This window comes from Actinoplanes sp. NPDC051470, from assembly GCF_040682035.1.
Classification (GTDB): Bacteria; Actinomycetota; Actinomycetes; order Mycobacteriales; family Micromonosporaceae; genus Actinoplanes.
Genome location: NZ_JBFBAA010000025.1, coordinates 141008 through 158600, shown reverse-complemented (window position 1 = coordinate 158600; position 17593 = coordinate 141008). Strand labels below are relative to the sequence as shown.

The 17593-nt window shown below is 70.9% G+C and carries 17 protein-coding genes; 7 read left to right on the top strand and 10 right to left on the bottom strand.

Annotation, left to right across the window (positions count from 1 at the left end; genetic code table 11):
• The first annotated feature begins 150 nt into the window (after positions 1-150).
• Positions 151-627 (top strand): hypothetical protein, encoded by a 477-nt coding sequence (locus tag AB0M54_RS34675; RefSeq protein WP_364475999.1) that lies wholly within the window; start codon positions 151-153, stop codon positions 625-627.
• Positions 628-875: 248 nt separating this feature from the next.
• Here the strand turns inward: AB0M54_RS34675 and AB0M54_RS34670 are convergent, their stop codons facing one another.
• Positions 876-1205: a hypothetical protein gene (locus AB0M54_RS34670; RefSeq protein WP_364475997.1), complete on the bottom strand. Its 330-nt coding sequence runs from the start codon at positions 1203-1205 to the stop codon at positions 876-878.
• A 314-nt stretch (positions 1206-1519) separates the two neighbouring features.
• Here AB0M54_RS34670 and AB0M54_RS34665 point away from each other — a divergent pair, with 314 nt between their 5' ends.
• Both AB0M54_RS34665 and AB0M54_RS34660 read left to right on the top strand, forming a co-directional pair.
• On the top strand, positions 1520-2146 hold the full coding sequence (locus AB0M54_RS34665; RefSeq protein WP_364476005.1) for an AAA family ATPase: 627 nt from the start codon (positions 1520-1522) through the stop codon (positions 2144-2146).
• Positions 2147-2290: 144 nt separating this feature from the next.
• Entirely contained in the window at positions 2291-4978 is a 2688-nt protein-coding gene (locus AB0M54_RS34660; RefSeq protein ID WP_364475995.1) for an AAA family ATPase, read from the top strand.
• Between the two features lie 62 nt (positions 4979-5040).
• Here AB0M54_RS34660 and AB0M54_RS34655 read toward each other — a convergent pair whose 3' ends face one another.
• On the bottom strand, positions 5041-5697 hold the full coding sequence (locus AB0M54_RS34655; RefSeq protein WP_364475993.1) for an SRPBCC family protein: 657 nt from the start codon (positions 5695-5697) through the stop codon (positions 5041-5043).
• Between the two features lie 20 nt (positions 5698-5717).
• Positions 5718-6221 (bottom strand): SRPBCC family protein, encoded by a 504-nt coding sequence (locus AB0M54_RS34650; RefSeq protein WP_364475991.1) that lies wholly within the window; start codon positions 6219-6221, stop codon positions 5718-5720.
• 279 nt (positions 6222-6500) lie between these two features.
• Here AB0M54_RS34650 and AB0M54_RS34645 point away from each other — a divergent pair, with 279 nt between their 5' ends.
• Entirely contained in the window at positions 6501-7538 is a 1038-nt protein-coding gene (locus AB0M54_RS34645) for an FAD-dependent monooxygenase (protein WP_364475989.1), read from the top strand.
• 70 nt (positions 7539-7608) lie between these two features.
• Here the strand turns inward: AB0M54_RS34645 and AB0M54_RS34640 are convergent, their stop codons facing one another.
• From AB0M54_RS34640 to AB0M54_RS34620, 5 genes are all read right to left on the bottom strand, one after another.
• Positions 7609-9210, bottom strand: coding sequence for an amidohydrolase family protein (locus AB0M54_RS34640; protein ID WP_364475987.1), 1602 nt, complete (start codon positions 9208-9210; stop codon positions 7609-7611).
• Between the two features lie 9 nt (positions 9211-9219).
• A complete protein-coding gene (locus tag AB0M54_RS34635) occupies positions 9220-9879 on the bottom strand; it encodes a helix-turn-helix domain-containing protein (protein WP_364321827.1) in 660 nt (219 codons plus the stop codon).
• A complete protein-coding gene (gene fahA, locus AB0M54_RS34630) occupies positions 9876-11093 on the bottom strand; it encodes a fumarylacetoacetase (RefSeq protein ID WP_364475985.1) in 1218 nt (405 codons plus the stop codon). The genes AB0M54_RS34635 and fahA overlap by 4 nt, the downstream gene beginning before the upstream one ends.
• A complete protein-coding gene (locus AB0M54_RS34625; protein ID WP_364321833.1) occupies positions 11090-12286 on the bottom strand; it encodes a homogentisate 1,2-dioxygenase in 1197 nt (398 codons plus the stop codon). The genes fahA and AB0M54_RS34625 overlap by 4 nt, the downstream gene beginning before the upstream one ends.
• Before the next feature lie 259 nt (positions 12287-12545).
• Complete coding sequence (locus tag AB0M54_RS34620) at positions 12546-12887, bottom strand: helix-turn-helix domain-containing protein (protein ID WP_364475983.1); 342 nt, start codon at positions 12885-12887, stop codon at positions 12546-12548.
• Positions 12888-13078: 191 nt separating this feature from the next.
• Here AB0M54_RS34620 and AB0M54_RS34615 point away from each other — a divergent pair, with 191 nt between their 5' ends.
• The 3 genes from AB0M54_RS34615 (at position 13079) to AB0M54_RS34605 (ending at position 16121) form a co-directional block, all read left to right on the top strand.
• Positions 13079-14299, top strand: coding sequence for a helix-turn-helix domain-containing protein (locus AB0M54_RS34615; RefSeq protein WP_364475981.1), 1221 nt, complete (start codon positions 13079-13081; stop codon positions 14297-14299).
• Between the two features lie 365 nt (positions 14300-14664).
• Positions 14665-14889: a hypothetical protein gene (locus tag AB0M54_RS34610; protein WP_364475980.1), complete on the top strand. Its 225-nt coding sequence runs from the start codon at positions 14665-14667 to the stop codon at positions 14887-14889.
• The gene (locus tag AB0M54_RS34605; protein WP_364475978.1) at positions 14886-16121 is read left to right on the top strand and encodes a PEP/pyruvate-binding domain-containing protein; all 1236 of its coding nucleotides are present in this window, start codon (positions 14886-14888) and stop codon (positions 16119-16121) included. Before AB0M54_RS34610 ends, AB0M54_RS34605 begins: the two co-directional genes overlap by 4 nt.
• Here the strand turns inward: AB0M54_RS34605 and AB0M54_RS34600 are convergent.
• Both AB0M54_RS34600 and AB0M54_RS34595 read right to left on the bottom strand, forming a co-directional pair.
• Positions 16116-17195, bottom strand: coding sequence for a hypothetical protein (locus AB0M54_RS34600; RefSeq protein WP_364475976.1), 1080 nt, complete (start codon positions 17193-17195; stop codon positions 16116-16118). The two genes, AB0M54_RS34605 and AB0M54_RS34600, sit on opposite strands and share 6 nt — an antisense overlap.
• Complete coding sequence (locus tag AB0M54_RS34595) at positions 17192-17527, bottom strand: PadR family transcriptional regulator (RefSeq protein ID WP_364321851.1); 336 nt, start codon at positions 17525-17527, stop codon at positions 17192-17194. The genes AB0M54_RS34600 and AB0M54_RS34595 overlap by 4 nt, the downstream gene beginning before the upstream one ends.
• Positions 17528-17593 lie beyond the last annotated feature (66 nt).

Here is a 17593-nt window from a genome sequence, read left to right as displayed (position 1 = left end):
CATCGAGCACGCGCCCGGAACTACACAGCCGACACCATGTCGACCCTCCTAACTGCGAGTCCACTCGCAAAGTGCGACCTCGTGTCGCAACGGCATGAAAGTGCAACGCTGACAACAACGTAGCCGCTCCTTGCCGCTAAACTTTGCCTCGTGAAAGACGTTGGAACTGCTTCGCAGGTCAGCTCCTTGATCTCGGTATTTATATCGCTCACCGCTCTCACCATCGCCGGATTAACCTACCGCGATCGGCGCAAGCAGGATCGCCGCGACCTCTTCTTGAAACTTCATGAGCGCATGGTCGACTCCGACCTGCAACGCGGTAGGAGACTACTGTTCACCCGCGCTCAGAGCGTGGCAGATGTCAATAGGCTTCGTGCGGAGGAGCCCGAAGTCTTCGACCAGATCAATCGCGCTGTGGCAATGTTGGACATCGCCGGTATGTACGTGGCCAAGAACTACATCAACAAGGACGATTTCGTGGCAGAGTGGGGATCTGCTTATGGTCGAGCCTGGATCGCAGCTCAGCCATTCCTTGAGGTGCGATTGGCCGGGTTAGGTGGCGGCACGCCCGGGTGGCCCTACTTCAGGGGTTTGGGAACCGAGTTGGCTGCCTCCTGCGAGGGATAGATACCCGCCGATGGGCCAACCGCTAGCTTCATCGACACGAGTCGGCGGGCCTACTGGAGGGCTCAGCCGACGCCGCAACGGGCCGCTCCCTACCCTCCATGACGAGCCGTCGCCGCGGCCAATCACCGCTAGCCAGCACGAACGACCAACCACCGTGAGCGAAGAGCTGCACGACGCCGCGCCTTATCGGCGGCAGATGAATGCAATGCGAGAAGGACGAAAGTGTTAGGCGCTGATTTAGCCCCCTGTCACGGCCCATTGCCGGCCAGTGGGGGCGGTTCTTGGTTCGGGTCCGGTGCGTCACCCGGGTAGTAGTGCGACGGGGCGGAGTTTTTCCTGGTTCGGTCGATCGCCGCTTCGGCCTCGGCTGAGGTAAGCGGCCGGTTGGCCTGCTTGATGATTTCGGCGATCTCGTCGTCGGACAGGTCGGTTCCGCCTCCGCTGGTTGCCCTGATGTTGATCGGTGTGGCCGGACCGACCGGCGCTTCATCTCGCCCGTCGGCGGCAGGCTCGGGACTGCCCAAGGCACCGCACAGGGCGGCGGCCAAGGCAACGGCGATGAGTCCGGGTCGCAACACTCATGCCTCGTTCCGGGTTGATGTTGGTGAACGTCGCCGGGCGTCGCTCGGCCATTTCTGTCGTTGCGGTTCACCCAGGTATATTCAGCTGACCGCACGGCCGCTATGAGGCCGACAAACCGCTTGATGTAGGTGCACGACCGGTGGAAGCGGTGAAACGGGAGCGGCGGAATCGACACCGTGTGACGATTGAGGTTGACGAAGCAGCGCCCTCATCTCGGCGCTGACCGCGCGCTGTCGTTGAACGGGACCCCAACAGGGCTGATGATTACCGCCCGGCCGCCGGTTACGCGACGGTCTGGCACGATCGCCGCATACCGACTGACGACAGGCCCGTCGTGATTGCCGTGTGTGGGTCGCCAGCGGCCGGGAAGACCACTGTCGCCGCTGCGACCGCACGCCATCTTGGTGTGCTGTTCCTGACCCGGGACGAGATCAAGACCGGTCTTGGGCTGTCGTCGGCTCGCGCGGCCGAGGATGGGAGCGTCCGGCTCGACCCGGACGTCCACCTTGCCGGCGGTCCCTTCGGGCGCCGAGCCGAGAGGGTGATGGTCAATACCGCGCGGCTTCTGGCGTCATCCGGGGTGAGTTTTGTGGTGGAGTCGTCGCTGATCTCCGGGGATCTGGTCGATGCGCTGCACGCGTGCGGCGCTCGGGTGCTGGCGGTTCACGTGGTCGCTGACCAGGCAGTCGTCCGCGAACGGCTCCGGGCGCGGGCGTCGAAGGGTTGGACGGTGGATGAGCAGCTGGCCGCCCAGTTCGAGCGAGGTGAGATGGATCCCTCGATCTTCCACCCGCCACGAGGGGCCGACGCCGTTATCGAGGCCGACACCTCGGCCGGGGAGGAACCGAGGGTCCGGATAATCGAGGCGGCGGTCGTTGGCCTGCTGACCTCTGGCAGCGCGACCGGCTGCCTCGGTACCGGAACCAAGAGATCATGATTCGCCCGAAGTCCCGATCATGACGCAGCGTAGCTGCCGACAGTGCCACGATATGGGGGGTGGTCATGCCGCCCGCGCCAATCGCTGACGGGCGTGGCCGACGTTAAGGTTGCGACGAAGACGACATCGGGACGGGGTGTGTGGATGCGTTTGGTCGCGCGGCGGTCGGAGTTGCGCGAGCTCGGCGCGCTCGCGGCGGCCGCGGCGGGCGGGCGTGGAGGCGCGATGCTTGTCGTCGGCGGGGCGGGCATCGGCAAGTCGACTCTCGTCGGGGCCGCGGTTGAGTCGCTCGACGGCTGGCGGGTGCTGCGCGCGAGCGGCGTCGAGTTCGAAAGCGAGCTGCCCTATGCGGCGCTGCACCAGCTCTGCGCTCCGGTACTGGAGTACCGCCGCGAGCTCCCGGCAACTCAGCGGCTCGCACTGGATACGGTGTTCGGGCTCGGCGCCGGTGCCGCACCGGATCCCATGCTGGTCGGCCTGGCGGTGCTGAGCCTTCTGGGCGCTGCGGCGCAGGACGTCGCGGTGTGTTGCGTGCTCGACGACGCGCAGTGGAGTGACAGAGCGTCACGGCAGGCGCTGGCATTCGTCGCACGCCGTATCGGCGCCGATCGGGTCGTGATGGTGTTCACCGCCCGGGAAGTCGACGCTGTTCCTGAGCTCGATCGCCTCCCCCGGCTCGCCGTTGCCGGGCTCGCGGCCAGCGAAGCCCTTGACCTGCTCCGCATGTCAGCGCTGGCCAATCACGACGCCCCGGTCCTGGAACGAATTGTCGCCGAGGCGGACGGCAATCCCCTCGCGCTGGTGGAGTTCGCGCGGGACGCGGATCCGTTGGGCCTGCCGAACGTGGTGACGGGTGGTGTGCAAGGCGCGTTGGAGGCGCAGTTCACACGTCGGATCCTGCGGTTGCCGGCGGGCACCCGGTTGGTCATGGTGCTCGCCGCGGCGGAGCCCTTGGGCGACATCATGCTGCTACGCCGGGCCATGACAGTTCTCGGTCTGGACGCCGCCGATCTCACCCCGGCCGAGGAGGATGGCCTGCTGGTGGCCGGTCCCTGCTTGCACTTCCGGCATCCATTGGCTCGTTCCGCGGCGTACCGGTCGGCGGATGCCCGGACACGCCGGCAGGTACACGCGGCGCTGGCCGAGGCGACCAGTGCCGATACGGCTGCGGACCGCCGCACGTGGCACCGAGCCAACGCGGTCGCCGTTCCTGACGAGTCGATCGCGGCGGAGTTGGAAAGGTCGGCTTGCCGCGCGCGCGAACGTGGGGGCTTCGCCGCGGCATCGGCATTTCTGGAACGCTCCGTCCAGTTGACGCCGGACGCTTCGCGGCGGACAGGTCGGTTGCTGTCCGCCGCCCGAGCCCGGTTGAAGTCCGGGGCGCCCGAAGCCGCGCGGGAACTGGTCAATCAGGCTCGGCAGGGTCCGCCTGGAACGGCCGACCGTGCTGAGCTGCGCCTCCTGGACGCGATGATCGACTACCACGTGGCGCGCAGTATCCCGGCGACGCTCGCCCTTGCCGACGCGGCCGATGGCCTCGAGCCCGACCAGGCCCGCGAGATCTACCTGGAGGCCTTCGCCTCCCTGATGTTCAGCATCGATGAGCCTGGCCGGCTGCGCCGTCTCGCCCTACGCATCCAGGAGCGGGTACCGCGACGGCGTCCGCCCCGCGTCGTCGATCTTCTCCTCGACGCCCTGCTTGCCCAGAACCTGTTGCCCGTCGACCAGGCGGCACCCGAGATGCGCCGCGCGATCGAGGCGTTTCAGGATCAGGCCCGGGCGTCCGATGCGAATCCTTGGTGGATGGAGCGCGCCTGCGTGCTGAGCGCCGACCTCTGCGACGAGGTCGCGATGGAGCAGCTGACCGACCGTCAGGTCGAACTGGCCCGGGCACAGGGAGCCTACGCGATTCTGCCGCATGCGCTGCGTTTTCAGGCGGCCGCCAGGACGATGGTCGGCCGGTTCGACGATGCGGCCGCCAGCATCATCGAGGCACGCGCGGTCGACGAGGCGGCGGGCACGACCAATCTCCTCGGCTCGGACCTGACCCTCGCCGCCTGGCGTGGTGACACCGAACGGTTCGGTGAGGTGCGGGAGGTGCTGCGCCATTGGGACGGCGTGGAGTACACGGCCGTCTTCCACGCGACCGGGGTGCTGTGTAACGGGCTCGGCGACTACCAGGCCGCGCTCGACGCGTTGCTGGTCGCCCGAGATCGGCAGCAGCAGGGTTCGTACGTCGTCTCCGGGTTCCACAGTGAACTCGTCGAGGCGGCCGTGCGTACCCGCCGGCCGGAGGAGGGCAAGCTCTCAGCCGCCTGGCTCGAGGATCTCGCCCGGGTCAGCCCCACGTCGTGGGCGGTCGGCGCGAACCTGCTCGCGCAAGCGCTGCTCGAGCCGGGCCTGGGCGCTCACGAGCTGTACATCGGCGCGATCGATCGGTTCGCCCACACCCGGCTACGCGGGCACTACGCGCGTGCTCGCTTGCTGTATGGGGAGTGGCTACGCAGTGTGGGCCGCCGTGCCGAGGCGCGGATGGAGCTACGTGCCGCGCACGAGTTGCTGAAGACGGTCGGCGCGCGGGCCTTCTGCGACCGGGCCGCGCGGGAGCTGGCGGCCGTCGACGAGCATCCCGGTGCCGACGAGACCGATCCGCTCAACGCGCTGACCGAGCGGGAGCTGCTTGTCGCTCGCAGGGCCGCTTCGGGGATGGGCACCAAGGAGGTGGCCGCGCTGCTGTTCGTCAGTCCTCGCACGGTCGACGCCCACCTGCGCAACATCTATCGGAAGCTGGGGATAACGTCGCGGCGCCAGCTCCGTGAGCTCCAGCTGTAGAAGAGACGGCCGGCCCCGCCACCGGCGGGGGTCGGTGGCGGGGCGTCGGGGGTTCAGCGTTGTCAGCGGCGGTGCCGTCCGCACTCGCTTTCAGCCGCGGTCTTCAGGTTTGCCAGCCAAGCCTCGAGACCCGCTCCGAGAGCGGCGGTGCCGATTTCGACGTTCGCATCGACCTGGGGGCCGCTCCAGGTTTCCTCGGTACGCACGAGAACCCGGCCCCTGACCTCGGTGAAGGTCCAGACGTGGACTCCCTCGTCGATCAGCAGTCCTTCGCCCACCGCTGGGCCGCTCCACCGCAGGCACTTGTGCCGCTGAAGCTGGTGAACGGTGGAGGTGACCACGAGAGTGGTAGCGGGATTGAGGGGCGTCTCCGGCACCGGAGTCGTCCACCGGAACGACGAGCCGGCGCGAAGCGGACCGGCGTCGAGACGCCTGCTGGTCAGGACCGGTGGTTGCCAGGACGGCCAACGCTCCACGTCGGTTTGCAGATTCCAGACGGTCCGAAGCGGTGCGTCGATGACGACCTCGGACCGGTAGCGGATCTTCGCCTTCGGGTCGATGCCCTGTCCCGCGCAACTCGGTGCTCCGGAGTTGGCGCCGCCGCCCTGAACGGAGGCGTGCGCCGGCGTGGCCAGGAACCCCAGAACGCCGGTCAGGGCGAGCGAGACCACCAGCATGCGTTTGATGCCCGACCCAGGTGCTGGACGGATGACGGTCATAAATTCCCTCTCATTGGTTCTCATCGCGATGAAGGCGCGTCGGTCTCCGCGGTGTCCTTCAGCCGTTGCAGCCAGGTGCCCAGACTCTCGTCCAGTGCGGCCTGGACGGAATCAGGATCGGCATCGACCGGCGGGCCCGCGAAGGACTCCTCGGTGGACACGAGCAGCCCGCCGTCACCGGGAGCAAGGTTCCAGACGTGTACGCCCAGAATGCCGTCCGGTCCGTTGGCGTGCCCGGACCAGACCAGGCGCTCGTACGGCCGTACCTCGGCGATGGTCGAGACAATGTCCAGCCCGGACACGGACCATCGGAACACCGATCCCGGCCCGATCGGGCCCGGGGTTTCCACACGCGCGTACGAAAGCTCCGGCAGCCACGTCGTCCACGCGTCAATGTCGGTCAGAAAGAGCCACACGGTCTCGGCCGCCGCGTGCACCGTGACGCTGTGGCGACTGATCACCGGCGCCGTCTCGTCGATCCCCAGACCTTCGGTCGCCGCGCCGGTGAGCTGCTCGTTCTCCATCGCGCTACCTCTCCGCGGTGAGCGGCGGCCGGCTGGCCGCCACCGTGTCGCGGGGCTGACCCCGCACACCGCAGACGATCTTGCCAAGGCACCCGTCTCGCCCGCATCGGCGAGAATTACCTACTCGTCGTGGCCGCTCTCCGCCCGGCGCGGGTGGCCAGCTTCCGCGACCCGCCCGACCCGCCCGACCACCCGGTCACCCGGTGGCTCTGGCGGTGTGTGCGAGGGCGGTATGTGCGGGGCGGTGTGGGCAGTGGATGGTGCGGCAGGATGGCGTGCATGGCCGTACGCAAAGTGATCATCGCCGGTGGGGGTGTCGCGGGGACCGCGACCGCGCTCGCCTTGCTCGAAGCCGGCATCGAGGCCGAGGTGTACGAGGCGCACGCGTCCGCCGGCGAGGATGCCGGCGCGTTCCTCACCGTGATGCGCAACGGCATGGCCGCGCTCGCGGAGATCGGCGCCGCCGAGGCGGTGGACGCGGTGTCGTTCCCGGCGCGAGCGGTGGCGTTGCTCGACGCCCAGGGCCGGCGGCTCGGACACCGGCCGATCGAAGGCCCTGCCCGCTCCCTCACGCGCGCCGCGCTCTACCGGGCGCTGCAAGAGCTTGCGACCACGCGAGGCATCCCGGTGCACCACGGCAAGCGGATGACCGGGGCCTCGAGCAGTCCCGATGGTGTCGAGGTCAGGTTCGCCGACGGCAGCCGAGCCAACGGTGACGTACTCGTCGGCGCGGACGGTGTCCATTCCCGGGCCCGCCGGCTCATCGATCCCCACGCCCCCGAGCCCCGCTATTCCGGGCAGCATGTGGTGTACGGCTACGCGCCCGGCAACCCGGCCGGCCTCGACCTGGACGAGTACTACATGGTCCGCGGCAGCCGGGCGTTCTTCGGCCTCACCGCGCCCGGCGGCGACGGCCGGACCTGGTGGTTCGCCCGCGTCCACGGCGACCAACCGGCAGCGGGGCTCAGCCCGGATCAGTGGCGCGACCTGGCCCTGCAGATGTGCCGCGACGACGCCACTGGCGTCCATGCGCTCATCGCCGCCTCCGGCACGGACGTCGTAGGCAGCGATTCCTACGACATCCCGACCACCCCGCACTGGCACAACGCCCGCATGGTCCTGACCGGCGACGCCGCGCATGCCGCGGTCCCGGCCGCGGCCCAAGGCGCCTCGATGGCCCTCGAGGACGCCGTGGCCCTGGCCACGGCACTACACGACCACCACGACCCGATGATCGCCTTCGCCGCTTACGAGGGCCGCCGCCGTGCCGAGACGGAGGAGACGGTCGCCGTGAGCGCCAAGCTGAGTTCCCGATGAGCCGGCCACGTCGGGCACCGCGTACGACCTGCGGTAGAAGAGGCGCACCGCCAAGCCCAGCCGACGACCGTCAGGCGCGGTGTGTGACCGTCCCGTCGACCACGGTCAGCGGGACCGGCGACTCGGCGAACTCGTCCGGGCCGGCGGTCAGCGGGTCGAGGGTGAACGCCGACAGGTCGGCCTGGAAACTGGGGGCGATCCGGCCGGCGCGGTCGGCCAGCCCGGCCGCGGCCGCGGCGGCCGAGGTGTAGCCGTCCAGGGCCATCCGCGCGGTCAGCGCCTGGGACGGGACGATCGGCTCGACGTCCGGCGAACCGGCCGGGCGGCGCAGGCGGGCCGAGGCGATGATGCCGCGCGGGTCGTACGGGGCGATCGGCCAGTCCGAGCCGAGGGCGACGCGGCCACCGCCGTCGCGGACGTCCCGGATCCGATAGGCGCGGCCGGCCCGGGTCTCGCCGAGCCGCTTGGACCAGTTGTCCTGCCCGTCGGCCCGGGTGAAGTGGCTGCAGTGGTTGGGCTGCATGCTCGCCGTCACGTCCAGCGCCGCGAACCGGGCGACCAGGTCGGACGGCATGGTCTCCAGGTGTTCCATGCGGTACGGAACCGGCGAGACACGAGGCACCGACGAGTAGGTGTCCAGCACGTACCGGATGCCCGCGTCACCGATGGCATGGGTGACGATGGGAACGGAGTGCGAGGCGAGCTGCCGGACGGCGGCGCGGTACGCCGACGGGTCGGGCCAGAGCGACGACGTGCACTCGCCGTGGGAGTCGGGTTCGTCGAGCCACGCGGTGCCCACGTCGATGACCCCGTCGATCATGAACTTGGCGCCGTCGACCCGCCACCGCCGACCGCCCGCGCGTTGCAGGTCGACCACCGCGGCCAGCCCGTCCGCGTCCACGCCGGGGTTGACGAACGGCGCGCACCGCCAGCGGATCGGCAGCTCACCCTCGTCCTCCAGGGCGTCGAACAGCGCGGCCGAGTCGTCCTCGAAATCCATCGCGTTCGCCCCGGTCAGCCCGCTCGCGGCCATCGACCGCAACAGCGCGCGGAGCCGATCGCGGCGCTCGGAAGGCTCGTCGGCCGGCATCACCTCGTCGAGCAGCGCGGTGGCCTCCATCTCGAGCAGGTGCCCGGTGGGCCGGCCGGCCGGGTCGCACACGACGCTCGCCCCGGACGCGAAGTCGCGCGGCCCGTCGATCCCGGCCAGTTCCAGCGCCCGCGGGCTGGCGATGGCCGAGTGCGCGTCGAACATCTGGATCGCGCCGAGCACGTCCGGCCCGAGCGCCTCGACGATCGGCGCGTGGGTGACCGGCACGTCGCCGAACACGTTCGGGTCGAGCCCCCAGCCCTCCACCCAGCCGCCCCGCGCCACGGATTCGCCGGCCCGCTTCAGAGCAACGACAAGATCGTCCAGCGTGCGTACGCGGGTCAGGTCGGCGCCCCGCGTCATGCCGATGCCCATCACCGGGTGGAAGTGCCCGTCGACCAGCCCGGCGGTGATCGTGGCCGGCCCGAGATCGATCACCTCGGTGCCCGGGCCACGCCAGTCCCGGGCGTCGGACCGGTCGCCGACCGCGGTGATCACGCCGCCCCTGATCGCGATCGCGCCCGCCGGAGGCCCGGCGGCGTGGATCGTGTCGGCCATCAGGATCAGGTCGGCGGCGGGCATGACCCCAACCTATTCGATGATCTTGCCGGCGGCCGCCACCACCGCCCGGCCGATCCGCTCCGGGCTGAACTCCGACTCCACGTACACCACGGCCAGCGCGGCGCCGGCCACCGCGAGGGGCGCGGCGACCGAGCGCAGCCCGGCGATCACCTCGCCCAGCGAGGTCGCGAACCCGGCCCGCCGGGCCTCGACCAGCTCGGGCCGGTCGGTCTCGCCCGGCGGGTCGGCCATGAGCAGCGCCAGGCCGGGCGCGCCGCGGTCGACCGGGTGGCGGATCCCCGGCCGGTAGACCACGTGCGCCTGCGTGTCCTGCGGTTCGACGCTGGTCACGGTCACCGCCTCGGCGCCCGCCCGGACCACGAGGAAGGCGGTCATCCCGAGCTCGGCGGCCAGCGCGGCCAGGTGCGGGGTCACGGCCGACTGCAGATCCGTCCGTACGCCGCGGGCCAGCGCGGCCAGCCCGAGACCGAGACCGTACCGCCCGGCCGGATCACGCTCGACCAGGCGGTGGTCCTCCAGGGTGCGCAGCAGCCGATAGGTGATCGACCGGTGCATGCCCAGCCCGTGCGCGATCGCCGTGGCCGTCCGCGCGTCGTTCGCGGCCGCGAGATGTTCCAGGATCCGGATCCCACGGTCCAGCGTCTGGGACTGCGGCGCCTCATCACTCAAGATGTTGCCTCGACCCGGCCGGTCACCTCACCGAAGCCGATGCGCTCGCCGTCCGGGCCGGGCGCGGAGGCGGTGATCGTGACGACGTCGCCGTCCTCCAGGAACGCGCGGGTGGTGCCGTCGGCCAGCTTGATCGGCTCGGCGCCGTTCCAGGACAGCTCGATCAGCGAGCCGCGCTGGTCACGGTCGGGCCCGCTGACCGTGCCCGAGGCGAACAGGTCACCCGTACGCACCGAAGCGCCGTTGATCGTCATGTGGGCCAGTTGCTGGGCGGCCGTCCAGTACATCGGCCCGAACGGTGGCCGCGAGAGCCGTTCGCCGTTGAGCCACACCTCGAGGGTCAGGTCCAGGCCCCACGGCTCGGCCGCGTCGTCGAGATAGGGCAGCACGGCCACATCACGCTCGGGCGGCGCCACGCGGGCCGCGGCCAGCGCCTCCAGCGGCACCACCCAGGGCGACACCGAGGTGAGGAAGGACTTGCCGAGGAACGGGCCGAGCGGCACGTACTCCCAGGCCTGGATGTCCCGGGCCGACCAGTCGTTGACCAGGCACACCCCGAAGACGTGCTCCGGGAACGCGCCGACCGGCACCGGCTCGCCCAGCCGCGACGGCGCCCCCACGACGAACCCGACCTCGGCCTCGATGTCCAGCCGCCGCGACGGGCCGAACGCGCCGTCCTTCTGCTGGCCACGGGGCCGGCGGACCGGCGTACCCGAGACCTGCACCGTGCCGGACCGGCCGTGATAGCCGATCGGCAGATGGGCCCAGTTGGGCGTGAGCGGCGGCTGGCCCGGGCGGAACAGCCGGCCCAGATTCTCGGCGTGGTGCCGCGAGCTGTAGAAGTCGACGTAGTCGCCCACCTCGACCGGCAGGTGCATCCGGACGCTCGCGCGCGGAACCAGATGTGGCTCCACCTCGCCCCGGCGCGCCGGATCGGTGAGCCACTCGACCAGCTGCCGGCGCAGCCGCCGCCACTCGTCCGGGCCTTTGGCCAGGAACGCGTTGAGGCTGCCCGTCGCGTGGACGGGGTCCCCGGTGAGCGCGGCCAGATCGAGCACCCGGTCCCCCACCGCCACCCCCGTGCGCCCCCTTTGCTCTGCGCACTCATACGCACCACCCTGCATCCCGGGCGTGTCGTCGCCGGAGAACACGCCCAGCGGCAGGTTGGCCAGGCCGAACCCGGTGTCCCCGGGCAGATCGAGCCAGCTGCTCATGCCGACGGCCCCCGCCCCGACCAGGACCACGCGTACTTGCCGTCGTCCGACGCCGTGCCGCCCTCGCCCAGGCTGAGCGGCCGAAATGTGTCAACCATGACGGCGGTCTCGTCGAAGAACTCCGCGCCCAGCGAGTTCTCGACCGCCCCCGGCTGCGGCCCGTGCGAGTGCCCGCCCGGATGCAGCGAGATCGACCCCTGACCGATGCCGGAGCCCTTGCGCGCCTCGTAGTCCCCGTCCACGTAGAACATCACCTCGTCCGAGTCGACGTTCGAGTGGTAGTACGGCACCGGGATCGCCAGCGGGTGGTAGTCGACCTTGCGCGGCAGGAAGTTGCAGATCACGAAGTTGGCGCCCTCGAACACCTGGTGCACCGGCGGCGGCTGGTGCACGCGCCCGGTGATCGGTTCGAAATCGGCGAGATTGAAGGTGTACGGGTACAGGCAGCCGTCCCAGCCGACCACGTCGAACGGGTGCTCCGGCACGACGTGGACGGTGCCGGCCAGCCCGCCCGGCCCGTCGCCACGGTGCTTGACGTAGATCTCCACGTCGCTCCCCTCGGCCAGCAGCGGCTCGGCCGGGGCGCGCAGGTCCCGCTCGCAGTAGGGCGAGTGCTCCAGGAACTGGCCGTAACGGGAGAGGTAGCGCTTGGGCGGTGCGATGTGTGAGTTCGCTTCGATCGCGTACGTACGCAGCGGCTCCTCGTCCTTGGGCAGCCAGCGGTGGGTCGTGTTGCGCGGAATGACGATGTAGTCGTTCTTGACCACGTCCAGCGCCCCGAACACGGTCTCCACGGTCGCGGCCCCCCGCTCGACGAACACACACTCGTCCCCGGTCGCGTTGCGGTAGTAGGGCGAGGGACGGTCACTGATCGAGTACGAGATCCGCACGTCCGCGTTGCCCAGCACAAGCCGGCGCCCCGTCACCGCGTCCCCATCCGGCTTGGGGAACAGGTCATGCAACTTGAGGTGCCGCGGCAGCAACGGCTGATTGGGCGTCAGCGACTGGTCGGGCAACTCCCAAGCCCGCGCGCCGACCAGCGACGACGGGATGCCACGGTGATAGAGCAGCGACGAGTCGGACGAGAACCCTTCCTCGCCGACCAGTTCCTCGGAGTAGAGCCCGCCGTCCGGGCGGCGGTGCTGGGTGTGCCGCTTGGGCGGGACGCTACCCACCTGCCGGTAGTAAGCCATCCGATAATCGAACACCAAGCCCGCATATCGATCCAGCCCTTCCAGCTCTTTCAACCCGATTCCGAGGTACGCCGTGAGCAATCCGCGCGACCTCCGCCCTCCGCCGAGCCGTTCCTCACCTCTGCCCTCCGCCCGGCCGCTCCTTCACCTCGGCCCGGCCGCTCGCTCACCTCGGCCCGGCCGCTCGCTCACCTCCGCCCGGCCGCTCGCTCACCTCGGCGTGTGCGGCTCCGGCCGCGCAGTTCCATCCAGCTTGTGCTCATTTCCGCCGTGAGCGACTGGCCTCGACCTCCGGTAGGTGGCGGGCCGACCAGGCCAGCAGGTCGTCAAAGATCGGCTTCAGCGAGCGACCCAGGTCGGTGACGGCGTACTCGACCCGCGGCGGCGACTCGGCGAAGTAGTTCCGCACGATGAAGCCGTCGGCCTCCAGCTCCTTCACCCGCAGCGTGAGCATGCTGGGCGCGATCCTGGGCAGCTCACGGGCGATCTCCCCGAAGCGCAGCCGGCCCCGGGTGAGCAGCGCCCACAGCACCTGCGCCTTCCACCGCGGGAAGACGATCTCGACGACGGGCGCGAGCGGAATCTGGACCTCGACCTTCACACCCTCTCGAACGGATGGAATGCCGCAGGCTTCACAGCCTCTTGAGCATCCTAGGATCATGACTGATTTCAGATGTTGCCGGTATTCAGATGTCGTCGGTATCTTGCTGGTGCGTATAGGTGCGCAGAGCAAAGGGGCGGCGGGTGGCACGGTTGAGCCGGGCGGAACAGCAGGTGCGAACGCGGGCGGCGGTGCTGGCGGCGGCGCGGGCGGAGTTCTCGGAGCACGGGTATGCCGAGTCGCGGGTCGATCGGATCGCCGAGAGCGCGGGGCTGACGCGCGGCGCGATCTATGCCAACTTCCCTGGTAAGCGCGCGCTCTACCTGGCCGTTCTGCTCGACCTCGAGGGCGCTGAGGAAAGCGCGCCGATGGAGAGTGGGCGTGATCTGGCGGACGCGGTTGAGGCCTTCGCGCGGATCTGGCTCGAACGTCTCCCCCTCACCTCGGATCCGCCGGCCGACGGGCGGTTGCGCCTCCGCTCGCTGACCGGCGTCTTCGAGACGGGGGGCGCGGAGCGCGCGGCGATGGCTGGGGTGGCCCGGCTGGAAGGGCTGTTGCTGGCACTGGCGCTGGAGGGGCGGGCGCTGGAGGAGCGGGCGCCGGGGCGGCGGCTGGTGCGGCTGGCCGAGGTGGTGCGGTCGCTGCTCGACGGGGTTTGTCATCAGGCCGAGGTGGCGCCGGGGGTGGGTGATCCGTTCGATGTGGTGCGGGCCGGCCGGCATCTGGCCTCGCTCGACCTCGGTGAGGCGTGGGAGCCGCCGCATCGGGCGTTCGTGGCGCCGGCGGAGCGGGATGGCCGGGCCTGGGATCCGCCCGAGCCGTTCACCGATCTGGTCGGCGGGGACCAGGTTGATCTCTGGCGATGGGACGGGCTGATCGTGGTGCTCGGCACCGGGCGGCTGGGGGCGGCCGAGGAGGCCGTGCGGTCGGGTGAGGCGGTCACGCTGGTCATGGTCAGTGAGCGGTCGGCCGAGCTGGGCGCCCTGGTGCGCCTCCGGGTCGCGGACATGGCGCGCTGCCTGCGACGGATCGCGCCGACCAACGCCGCCGAGCCCGGCGGCGAGACGCAGACGGGCGGCGGCACAGCGGAAGGCCTCAGCACAGAGGCAGGCCACGGCACAGAGGCAGGCGGCGGCATAGAGGCGGGCGGGAGCGCGACGGGACGCAGCGCGGGACCAGGAGGTTCAGCGGATCGCGACGCGACCGTGAGGGCTGGTGCGGCGAAGGGCGGTCCGGCGGCGTTGCGGGTGGTGGTGGATGACGATGGCGCGGTTGCGGGAGCGCTTCGGGTGGGGGTGGCGGAACAGACCGAGGTTGCGGTGCGGGTGCGGGGGCGACAAATGGTCGCGCGGGCTGAAGGGCGGGGTGCCGCTCTGGCCGTTGCCGACTACAGAGCGGACGGGCGGCGGTGACCGGCGGGCGGTGGGAAGTGCTGCACACGTTGCGGTGTATGGGGTTCAGCTCGGTGGGGCGGGTGGCTGAGGCCGCGGGGATCGATGTGGACCTGGCTGAGGGCGAATTGCTCGGGCTGGCGGTTGCTGGGCTTGTCACGCATCAAAGGGGTCCGTTCGGGGGGTGGGGAATCAGCGCGGCGGGCAAGGTTGCGGATGCTGAGTGGGTGGCTCGGGAGTTGGATTCGATGGGGGCTCGGGGCTTGCTCACGGAGGCGTACCGGAGGTTTGAGGGGTTGAATTCTGAGGTTTTGGATCTCTGCACGGCTTGGCAGATGCGCAGCGGGGCCGTCAATGACCACGGGGACGGGGGATATGACGGGCGGGTGCTTGACGGGCTGGTTGAGGTTGACGGGCGGGCGGGGGTGCTGCTCGGGGAGATGAGCGGGGTGGCGGGGCGGTTCGGGCGGTATCGGGACCGGCTCGGGGTGGCGTTGGGGCGGGTGCGGGCGGGCGACGGGGCGTATGTGTCGGAGGAGCTCGAGTCGTACCACGGGGTGTGGTTTCAGCTGCATGAAGATCTGCTGGTGACGTTGGGGATTCCGCGGTGATCGCGCGGCTGGAGGCGGGGCTCGACGCGAGCGCGGAGGTGATCGGGGGGAAGGCGGTTGGGCTTGTGCGGCTGCTGCGGCTCGGGCTGGCGGTGCCGGACGGGTTTGTGGTCGGCACGGCGAACTGCCGGGAATATCTCGCCACGGGGCGGCGGCCGGAAGGGCTGGATGAGGCGGCCGCGGTGCTGGGTGGCGGGGCCGGGTCGGCGGGTGGCGGGGCCGGGTCGGCGGGTGGTGGGGCCGTGTCGGTGCGGTCGGGGGCGGCGGTGTCGATGCCGGGGATGATGAGCACGCTGCTGGATGTGCGGCCGCCGCTCGGTGATGCGGTGGCGGCCGTGTTCGAGTCGTGGAACACGCCGCGGGCGATCACCTACCGGCGGCTGCACGACATCGCGGACGAGGCCGGCACGGCGGTGATCGTGCAGGCCATGGTGTACGGCGACCGGGACGGGCGCAGCGGCTCAGGCGTGGCGTTCAGCCGGGACCCCAACACCGGCGATCCCGGGCCGTACGGCGAGTTCCTGCCGGGGCGGCGCGGTGACGCCGTGGTCGCCGGCGAGGAGCGGACGCTGCCGGTCGGCGAGCTGGCGTCCCGTCTGCCGGATGTCTGGGCCTCCCTGCGAGCCGCACTGGAACGGGTGGAACGGCACTATCGCGATGTGTGCCACGTGGAGTTCACCGTCGAGTCGGGACGGCTGTGGCTGCTCCAGGTGCGGCCGGGTGGCGTGGCCGGACACGCGGCGGCGCGGGTCGCGGTCGACCTGGCCGAGGAGGGGCTGATCACCCGGGCCGAGGCGGTCGCCCGGGTCGACCTGGACCGGCTCCCCCGCGTGCCGCGCCTGCCGGCGGAGGTGCCGCCGCTGGCCCGGGGGCTGGGCGCCTCCCCGGGCGTGGCCACCGGGCGGGTCGCCACCACCGCGGACGCCGCGGTCCGGATGACGGGACCGGTCATCCTGGTCCGCCCGACCACCTCCCCGCTCGACCTGCACGGCCTCGCCGCCGCGGCGGGCGTGGTCACCGCCCGCGGCGGACCGGCCAGCCACGCCGCCGTGGTGGCCCGCTCGATGGGCAAACCGGCCGTCGTCGGCGCCCCGCTCGAAGCCCTCGCCGAGGGCACGGTGATCACGGTCGACGGCTCGACCGGGGTGGTCGCCGCCGGCGAGCACCCGCCGCGCATCCCGGGCGCCGACCCGGCCGAGACCCGCCTGCGCGCGTGGGCAACGGGCCTATGAGAACGTCTCGTGCACCGGATCGCCGGCCGCGCGGGCGCCCAGCGCGGCGGTCACCACCGCGATCAGACTCAGGACGAACCCGAGCAGGACGCAGCCGTAGCCGTAGGTGAGGCTCAGCGACCAGAACGGCTGGAAGGGCGGGCTCGTCGCCAGCGGCTCGGCCACCATGGCGACCACGCCGAACACGGTCTGGGGCAGGGTGATGATCAGCGCGAGGCCGGCGGTGGTGTGGCTGACCGCGCGGGCGCCGGGGGTGGAGCGTTCGGTGTGGCGCCTCACCCAGCCGGTCAGCAGCCAGCCGACGATCGCGCCGAGCAGCAGGCCCACGGCCGCCGCGGCGGTGACGTACCAGGGCGGCAGGCGGGTCAGGGTGGCCGAGGCGTAGAACGTGCCGGGCGGTTTGCGGTCGGTGTTGATGATGGTGCTGGCCTCGAACTCCATGCTCAGGCCGTCGCGGGTGGCCCAGAAGGCGCGGCCGCTCTCGTCGAGTTCGCCGGTGGCGATCCAGGTGTTGCCGGTCGGCCACACGTCGTGCACGGTCCAGCCGGCCCGCTCCAGCCGGACGACCGCCTCGTCGGTGAACCGGTGGTATTCGCCGGGCACGTAGTTGCCGCCGACCGGGCCGAAGTCGTACGTGGCGTATTCGAAGTCTTCGTCGCGACCGAGGAAGAGCTGCTCGGTGAAGCTCTGCTCGGAGATGCCCAGGAACAGGCCGTCGTCGCTGCGGTAGCCGTCGATCGGCGCGCCGGGGAACACGGTTCCGGTGATCTCGGCCAGGCGGGCGCCGGTCGGGTAGCCGGGGACGGCGGTCCAGGTGATCCGCGCGGCGAAGGCGGCTCCGGCGTACCCGATGGTCAGCGCGACCAGCACCGCCGTGACCACCACCCAGCGGCCGGCCGGGCGGCCGAGCCGGGCGCGGGCGCCGTGCCGGACGAGGTCGAGGGTTTCGGCCGGGGTGGGCCGCGGCCGGCCGGGTGGGGCCGCGGCCAGGAGGGTGTCGAGCAGTTCGTCGCGGCGCGGCCCTTTCGGGTACGCCCGGAGCAGCCGCCGGTACCGCCGCTCGAGCCCGCTCACGCCGTACCCAGCTGAGGCCGCGTCCGCAACTGGGCCACCGCGGTCTGGGCGTTCTTCTGCAATCGGGACGACTCGGCGGCCAGCGCGGACGCCCCGGCGTCGGCGAGGCGGTAGTAGCGGCGGGTCCGCCCGTCGACGACCTCGTCATGGTCGACCTCGACCAGGCCCTCGGCGGCCAGCCGGTCGAGCGCCGCGTAGAGCGTGCCGGCCAGCAGGGTGACCTGGCCGTCGGACAGGCGGGCGACCTCTTGGATCACGCCGTACCCATGTCGGGCCCGCTCGGCCAGCGCGGTGAGGATCCAGAAGGTCGGCTCACGCATCGGCTTCCCCATGCCAGGCAATATAAAGATCAGTTGACTATGGGTCAACCTGTGATCAGCGACACCGACGGTGTTGTT